Genomic DNA, 7,484 nt, shown 5'->3' on the forward strand with positions numbered 1-7,484 from the left:
ATCGATTCATGCAACTGGTTTCCCTTGCAACTTGCAACTCAGAACTTGCAACTGGTTTTCCTGCAACTTGCAACTCAGAACTTGCAACTGGTTTCCCTTGCAACTTGCAACTCAGAACTTGCAACTGGTTTCACTTGCAACTATTTCGACGAAAGGAGAAAAAACATGGAAGACAGAATAACAAAGACGATGGCTTTGCTTTTAGATGGAAGATGGAGCGAGGCGGTCAAGCTTTATCACCTGATAATAGACGAACATAAAAAGGAAGAGAGTGTTCCAGAAACAACTCAAAACGGAGAAAAGAGTCAATGCCCTTCGAAGGCTGAGAAGAGCGTATCCGTAGCGAGCGAGTTCGAAAGATGGAGCACTTTGAACGAGGAAGAGCTGTGGGATCTCGGACATATCGCTTATCTCTTCGATGATACAGAGACTGCCGAATCTCTCATTGAAGAGCATTATTCTAGGAAACCAAACGATGTCGAGGGGATGGTCTTCCTCGGAAAGATCTACAAGAAGCGAAAGAAGCCTTACAAATCTGAACTAATGTTCAGGGCAGCACTCTCGGAAGACAAAGACCACATGAAAGCTGTGGAAGAGCTTGTTTATCTTTACCTCAATACTGACAGGCCGCTCGATGCCCTCGCCTGGGCTCAGAAGCTGCTGAGGCTCGATCCCAGAAATCCGAAACACTACTTTCTCGCAGGCAAGGCACTTGAGAGCCTCGACAAGCCAGAACAAAGCAGAAGATACATTACGGCCGGCATGATCCTCGATCTCTCCAGCTCCCGAGGAGGAAGCTTGCAGAACTTCTACGAAGACAAACTCGGCGAATCGATCACCATTGCTGATCTTGATGATGCCAGAGAGATTATTGAGGAATGGGTAGGCAAAAACCAGCACACCGCTGCGGGTACGCAGCAGGTGAACAAAGCAAATCCTATTCAGTAGATGCTTTCCGGAGAATAGCAAACAGTCAAAGGGTAACATGTTCGTTTTGCCACTGCATATTCACGTAGCTGAACCGAAGCCGGGCGCCCGCCCGGCTACTTAAATTATCTATCATTGGGACAAACGTCTTCAGTTCAGAACGATCTCTTCTTGGTAAAGAAATTCGACAACAGTTTATGAAATGTATATCTGACATCGTTGGGATTTATTCCGTAAGTCGTAGGCAGGTATTGGTTCTGCTGATGAATTCCCATGTGAAGTGAGGCGATTCCCAATTTGATTGTTTCACTCAAACTAAGTGAGATCCGCAAGGTTGAAGAGAGCCCGCGGTCTCTTCCAAAAACGATCACTGTTGTCAGTTTAAGGGCTTGACAAGGCTAACTATCTACTAATCACATCACATTAGTGTATTTTGTTCTGAATGTTTAGTGATGTAAAATAACAGACGTGTCGTAATTAAATTCAGGAGGATACCAATAAAATCAGGAGAAAGCCTACGAGATCCTTAGCATTAGGGGTTCCGGGAAAACCTGCGAAGAAATGTCAAGGTCCAACTGCTTGATCATGAGACATTCAGAGACTGACTCAAGAAGACTACTGCAACAATATGGCAAGAAACGGCCACGAAGTGGAAGAATTCACTTCAGTGTTCTTTTTACCAGGGACGGACCCGAGGTCAGTTGTGCAAGCGTTTGCGGGATATATGAATGCGAAGGGGTGTTATTTGGCTTCTCCGCTCTGAGGTTTGGTGAGACATTGGCGGTCAAAGACGCGAACCACTGCTAGCCAATAGTGTAGTATATGCCGTTTCTTGTCGCCCAGGAAACTGCATGCATGAGAAAGCGGAAGAATAATGAGAATAAACGTGCATACTTTAACCTAATCGACCGTGATTGTAATTCCCTCGAATCATAATTACATAAGTTATAGGTTATAAATGAGGTGTGCGATGAGAATCATAAGATCAGAAAGCTTCAATTCCTGTTTTCTGGATTTTCTGGACAAGCATAATAATAGGGTAGCTCCTGTTATGGACAAGCTTGGTTTCTTTGAAGAGGTACTTGAAAGAGATGGGCCTATAGGAGTCAGAAAGTCCGGTCTACTGGAAAAGTTGCATGGTACGAGCATTAACAGCATTACGCTGATTAGAAAGGGATTAAATGTTCGTTGTTTGTGTTTTTTCCCCAGCAATGGTATTGAAGAGGTCTGTGTTTTGCTTATGGTGTTCATTGAGAAAAGCTCAGCAGATTATGTTAAGGCAGTTAAACAAGCTGAAATTCTGGCGGATAAATGGTTGAGCGATAATAAAGGATTCAAAGTTCGAAAGGGGTGAAATAATGGGCATCAAGAGGAATTCATCTTTCGGTGAGTTTCTTGACCAAGTTGCCAAGACCTACAATGTTGAAGATTCTCTCGCTATAGGTAGGATTAAGGGTCAAGTTGCCAGTCAGTTAATGAGCTACAGAAAAGAAAGAGGTCTTTCGCAGAAACAATTGGGTGAGCTGTTAGGTTTTAAGCAGCCATACGTTTCAAATATTGAACGTGGAGAAGAGAATCTTAGCTTAGAGACTCTTGTCAAGATCTCTGTCTGTCTTGAAGGAAGACTGAATGTAGATCTTGGAATAACTGACAGAAAAACCGAAATAACAAGAGAGGTAATAAAATACATTCCTATATATATTCCCGTAATTTCGGTGAAGAATAATGAAAGCTATTTTAGATGGAAACCGAGTGAGGCGGCTTGATAAATGCATAGAGTGGAACAAGCGATACTTCAAATGAAAAGATATCTGATAAAGGAGTTTTCCTTCTCCTACACTCCAGTACAAAATGAGATCGTGATATCTATTGAACTCGGTAGAGAGACGAAAATTATCGAAGAAGAGGGTAGGAAGAACTGTCTTCTTGCGCTCACTCTATCAGCATTTGGTAGAGCCGATGAGACAGATTATCTTACGATAAAGGCAAGCATGGAGGGAGTCTTCGAATGCCAAGAAACCCTCGAAGAAAAGGCATTAGAAAAAATGGTTGCTGAGAGCGGTACTTCAATACTTCTGCCAGTACTACGCGCAGCTATTGTATCGTTTACAGGTCAGGCAGGCCTTACACCTCCAATTGTTATTCCACTTATGAATCCACGTTTTTCTTTGGAAGCAGAAAAACAGTAGAGAGTCTATATACGCTTCCTCAGCTTTTCATCGAACTTCTCGATTGATCATATGATATGGCCGGAGGATATTTGTATTGAAAAAAGCGGCTGCTTATGCGGGGATTCCCAGGAGAAGTCGCTTGAATTAGTGTAAGAATCCTACTGTAATTACTGTCTTAGCCGCTGAACCCGATTTGGAATCTCGATTCTAAGAACCGCTGGGAAGACAAAAAAGAGCCGCTGAAGGCTGAACGCTGGGTTGAGCATGGACCCGCTGGGAAGATCAGAGAGCCGCTAAAGGCTGTACGCTGATGAAAACCACGTTGACCGTCAACGGTTCTCCGTTCTCCGAACTGGACCAGTTGCAAGTGCCAAGATGAAAGTTGCAAGCTATAGAGCAAAAAACTCAAGTTCCATCTGAACTTCTTTCAGCATCACGTTTCTTCGATATTAACAGTCGAGAAAGAACATTCTCGAGAGCGTCGCTTCGAGGAAAAAAGAGAATTCAATAACAACTGTGTTATCGCGTGCAATGCACAGACTGCCACATTTGAGATACATATTATCGATACGGGGTCGAGCTCGGAACTTGTTTCAGAACAAACACTTCCCACCGCAAGCGGGGATTCAAGATCAAGAGCAGAAGAGAGGTTCATCATTCCGACGCTACGCGTCCAGGTCCTTGTTGAAGGGGGCAAAAGACGTAAGAGACCAGTGGGAAGAGGTAGAAAAACAAGTAGATCTTGCCTTTCTAACCTCTAACCTCATTCATGTAATCTCTACAGCGTTTAGTTTCGCAATCAGATTCGAAATGACAGCCCAAGGCGAAAATGTAGTCCGACGGATTCCTGAGGTCTATTGTCTTCGATTTTGTTATCATAAGAACAAGGGCCCTTTCGGGCCCTTGACTAGATTGGGTAGGGGTTTTATCTTTTAGAGCTGTGCTGCTTTTCCGAATCCTCTGCCGAGTCCCGGTCCCTTTTCGCCAGAGGCGCCGTGCCTGTAGCCTGTTCCGTCCTGGGCATTCTTCAGTTCTCTTACTCCGCCATTCGGGCAGTTGTCATTTATTCCGTCGCCGTCTGCATCCACAAAGTTCTCACAGGTTGTAGGATCCTGAACTCTCTGCATCGCTTTCGTTCCATAACCTACTGCCAATGTCATTCCACCGATCAGAAGAACTGCAATCGTAATCAACACTATCTTTTTCATCTCTTACACCTCCATATGATTTTTGGTACATTCTCAGTCTACGGCCCGTTTCTTGGAGCCCGCTTAACAAACGCTTAGAGGTTGCTTAGAAATGTGGTAGCATGTATGGGGTAGGGGGGTCCGAAAGACCCAAAGATCACTTGCAAGAAAAAAGTGAGAGGTGAGGCCGACTTCGTCGGGAAGTGATGCTGGAATAAAACATCAGACGCTGGGCTGAGCAAGAACGGCCCAGGTCGCAATGCCGGCTAAGAACATGCCGGGACGCAAGGCTGGCGAAGATCACGCCAGGACGCATTGCCCGCTTCGCGGGGAAAGAGCCGCTGAAGGCTGTACGCTGGGTAGAGCATGGACCCGCTGGGAAGACAAAAAAGAGCCGCTGAAGGCTGAACGCTGATGAAAACCACGTTGACCGTCAACGGTCCACCGTTATCCGAGGAAAACTCGTTCTTCGTTCCAGAGCGAGGACCTGTTCTTCGTTCTTGGTTAAGCCAAGAAGATCGAAAACAAGATTCAGGATCCGACTCTGAAATGATTGCCTTAGGTTATTCAGAAAACACCACATCCCGTCATTCTGACACGCTTCTGGTAAGAATCCTGATCTTCACGTAAGCGCAGCAAACACTAGTATAAAACATCAGACGCAGGGCTGGGCAAGAACGGCCCAGGTCGCAATGCCGGCTAAGAACATGCCGGGACGCAAGGCTGGCGAAGATCACGCCAGGACGCAATGCCCGCTTCGCGGGGAAAGAGCCGCTGAAGGCTGTACGCTGGGTAGAGCATGGACCCGCTGGGAAGACAAAAAAGAGCCGCTGAAGGCTGAACGCTGATGAAAACCACGTTGACCGTCAACGGTCCACCGTTATCCGAGGAAAACTCGTTCTTCGTTCCAGAGCGAGGACCTGTTCTTCGTTCTTGGTTAAGCCAAGAAGAAGATCGAAAACAAGATTCAGGATTCGAGTCTGAAATGATTGCCTTAGGTTATTCAGAAAACATCGCATCCCGTTATGCTTAACTTGTTTCAAAATACTGCTCTCAAGGTTTGTCGAACCTGCAACCACCTATCTGCAACTTTGGTACTTCGGTACTTCAAGACCAGATCCCGTGCAGACCCCCCAAACAGGACCATTTTGGGGCAGGCGCTACGGGAAGACAGTCCTTCACGTCATCCTGAAGTGCTCCTGTTCAGGATCTGGGCTTGGGTCTCAGCGAAGGACGGTTCTTCAAAGCCATCAGCGGGTTCACCGCTTTTAAGCGCACAGCGGTTCTTACATTCGAGATCCCGATCAGTTTCATATCGGGATGACAAAGAAAGGGATTGACATAAGGAGTTACTCGGGATGCCGGCCTTAGGTTATTCGAAAAGCATCGCATCCCGTCATGCTGAACTTGTTTCAAAATACTGCTCTCAAGGTTTTTCGAACCTGCAGCGCAACCTGCGACCACGGTTAATCAAAGTCCTAGATACCGTATCAACTACTGGGTGACGATGCCAGGCTTTCATATGATCTCGCATTTTGTCATGCCGGAAAAGCTAATTAGAAGGGGAACAAAGCGCCTGGATAATTATGGCAGCAAGAATCAAGTACCTTCCGACTGTCAGGTTTTCTTTGAACGATATTTGTTTAGCAGAAAAGCCGAGAGAAATACGGTAGCCGGTATTGAGAGGATTATACCTATACTTCCTGCAGTTGCCCTGATTATCTCCGTTGCAATTACGTCCATATTGATTATCCTTATCAAGGGTGTTTTGTATGCCAGAAAGACCAGCATGAGGAAGATTGAGCTCCCTGTATAAGCGAGGATGAGGGTATTGGTCATCGTTCCCATTATGTCTCTGCCGATGTTGATTCCAGATTTCACGAGTTTGCCCGGCGTGATATCGGGGTTGAGGAATTTCATTTCATACATTGCCGAAGAGATCGACATGGCAACATCCATTACGGCACCCAGTGTCCCAATAATTATTCCGGCAAACAGCAGACCCATAAAATCAAAATGAATGTTCTGGGGTATATAAACGAGCATTGTTGCCTCGTCGCTGCTGAGACCCGTAAGGTTAGCAAGTGAGCCGGTTACGTAAGCAATAACGCTTGCAGAAAGCACGCCGCACAATGTACCGAAGGCTGCTGAGAATGATTTTATGTTGAGACCGGAGACAATTCCGAAAGTAAGTACTGTAATCAGTGCTGCCGACAACGAAGAAACGCCTATAGGGTTGAATCCGTTCAGTATCAGCGGCAACATCACTTCAATTATTATCAGGCCCGTGATAGTAAGAGTTATGAAGGATTTGAGCCCGGAGATTCTTCCGATGAGAAGAAGCAAGGCTATGAATACCAATACAATAACGAAGACGTATCTCTGTCTTATGAAGTCAGTTACGTGGAAGGTTTCTTCTCCCCTTTGATCAATGTAAAGCACAACGGTATCATTATCTTCCACGCGAATATCCATAGCGGGGTTGTCTGTAAAGTGGTTCTCGACAATTACCTCTTCACCGGCGTGGCTGCCGTTAAGAATCTTGATCCTGAGCGTTTGGAGGCCCTTTCCCGAATAGCCTCCTGTTTCATCGAAACTTACGATCTCCAGCACCTTTCCCTTGATCGTACTCTGATCGTTTACGGAAGCATCTATAAAGGTAAAAAGCACATAACCGAATAAGACCGCTCCCGTTATGTAGAGCAAAGCTTTTTTCAATCTCAACTTGAAATCTCCCTGACTCTCTCTTTGTCTTCCCTGGAATTATATCATTTCATGCGGGACTCGAAGATAGGCTCTGGTAATTTACAGGCCGTGAAGCCGTCAAAGCCAACCTGAGAAAATCTCTCCTTAATAAAACTTGTGTTTCGGAGTTTGGACAAGTTCGTTGGACATAGCATCTGTTGATATAATGAAGTCGGTGGCCAGTCTGCTGACGCAGGCCACTCAGGCTTCGCCTGGCCAGTTCCGCTTCTGGGCAAGAAGATCCGCTTGATTAGAAAACGCTGTACGCTGTGAAGAGTCGTCCTTAGTCCTTCGTCCCAGATCATGGACCCGTCCTTGAGAAGAGCCTGAGGTCAGAGGCAATACGTCGGAAGAGCGAAGAGATTCTTGATCTTCTTACCTCTAGCCTCATTCCCCTTACCTCTGATCCGCCTCGTCCCTTTGACCCCCAATGGTTGGACAAGAAGTGAGAGAA

General features: G+C 45.8%; 6 protein-coding genes. 4 read left to right on the plus strand and 2 right to left on the minus strand.

Going from position 1 to position 7,484, the window contains the following annotated elements:
• The 4 genes from RJ60_RS11995 to RJ60_RS12010 all read left to right on the plus strand — a co-directional run.
• On the plus strand, positions 1 to 948 hold a 948-nt coding region (locus tag RJ60_RS11995; protein WP_258006306.1), incomplete at its 5' end, for a M48 family metallopeptidase.
• Between the two features lie 949 nt (positions 949 to 1,897).
• A complete protein-coding gene (locus RJ60_RS12000; RefSeq protein WP_103134845.1) occupies positions 1,898 to 2,281 on the plus strand; it encodes a hypothetical protein in 384 nt (127 codons plus the stop codon).
• A 4-nt stretch (positions 2,282 to 2,285) separates the two neighbouring features.
• A complete protein-coding gene (locus RJ60_RS12005) occupies positions 2,286 to 2,693 on the plus strand; it encodes a helix-turn-helix domain-containing protein (protein WP_103134846.1) in 408 nt (135 codons plus the stop codon).
• Between the two features lie 3 nt (positions 2,694 to 2,696).
• Complete coding sequence (locus tag RJ60_RS12010) at positions 2,697 to 3,116, plus strand: protein-export chaperone SecB (RefSeq protein WP_103134847.1); 420 nt, start codon at positions 2,697 to 2,699, stop codon at positions 3,114 to 3,116.
• A 914-nt stretch (positions 3,117 to 4,030) separates the two neighbouring features.
• On the opposite strand, the gene RJ60_RS12020 is transcribed toward RJ60_RS12010, so the two are convergent.
• Both RJ60_RS12020 and RJ60_RS12025 read right to left on the minus strand, forming a co-directional pair.
• Positions 4,031 to 4,306, minus strand: a complete 276-nt coding sequence (locus RJ60_RS12020) for a hypothetical protein (protein WP_103134849.1) — start codon at positions 4,304 to 4,306, stop codon at positions 4,031 to 4,033.
• A 1,596-nt stretch (positions 4,307 to 5,902) separates the two neighbouring features.
• Positions 5,903 to 7,009 carry a YibE/F family protein gene (locus RJ60_RS12025; protein WP_103134850.1) on the minus strand — a complete coding sequence of 369 codons (1,107 nt, stop codon included), beginning with the start codon at positions 7,007 to 7,009 and terminating at the stop codon, positions 5,903 to 5,905.
• Between the last annotated feature and the right edge of the window lie 475 nt (positions 7,010 to 7,484).

This window comes from Mesotoga sp. B105.6.4 (genome assembly GCF_002896535.1).
Taxonomy (GTDB): Bacteria; Thermotogota; Thermotogae; order Petrotogales; family Kosmotogaceae; genus Mesotoga.

Coding starts and splice junctions, on each gene's coding strand:
- RJ60_RS12000 (WP_103134845.1), top strand. CDS start 1,898: ATGAGAATCATAAGATCAGAAAGCTTCAATTCCTGTTTTCTGGATTTT.
- RJ60_RS12005 (WP_103134846.1), top strand. CDS start 2,286: ATGGGCATCAAGAGGAATTCATCTTTCGGTGAGTTTCTTGACCAAGTT.
- RJ60_RS12010 (WP_103134847.1), top strand. CDS start 2,697: ATGCATAGAGTGGAACAAGCGATACTTCAAATGAAAAGATATCTGATA.
- RJ60_RS12020 (WP_103134849.1), bottom strand. CDS start 4,306: ATGAAAAAGATAGTGTTGATTACGATTGCAGTTCTTCTGATCGGTGGA.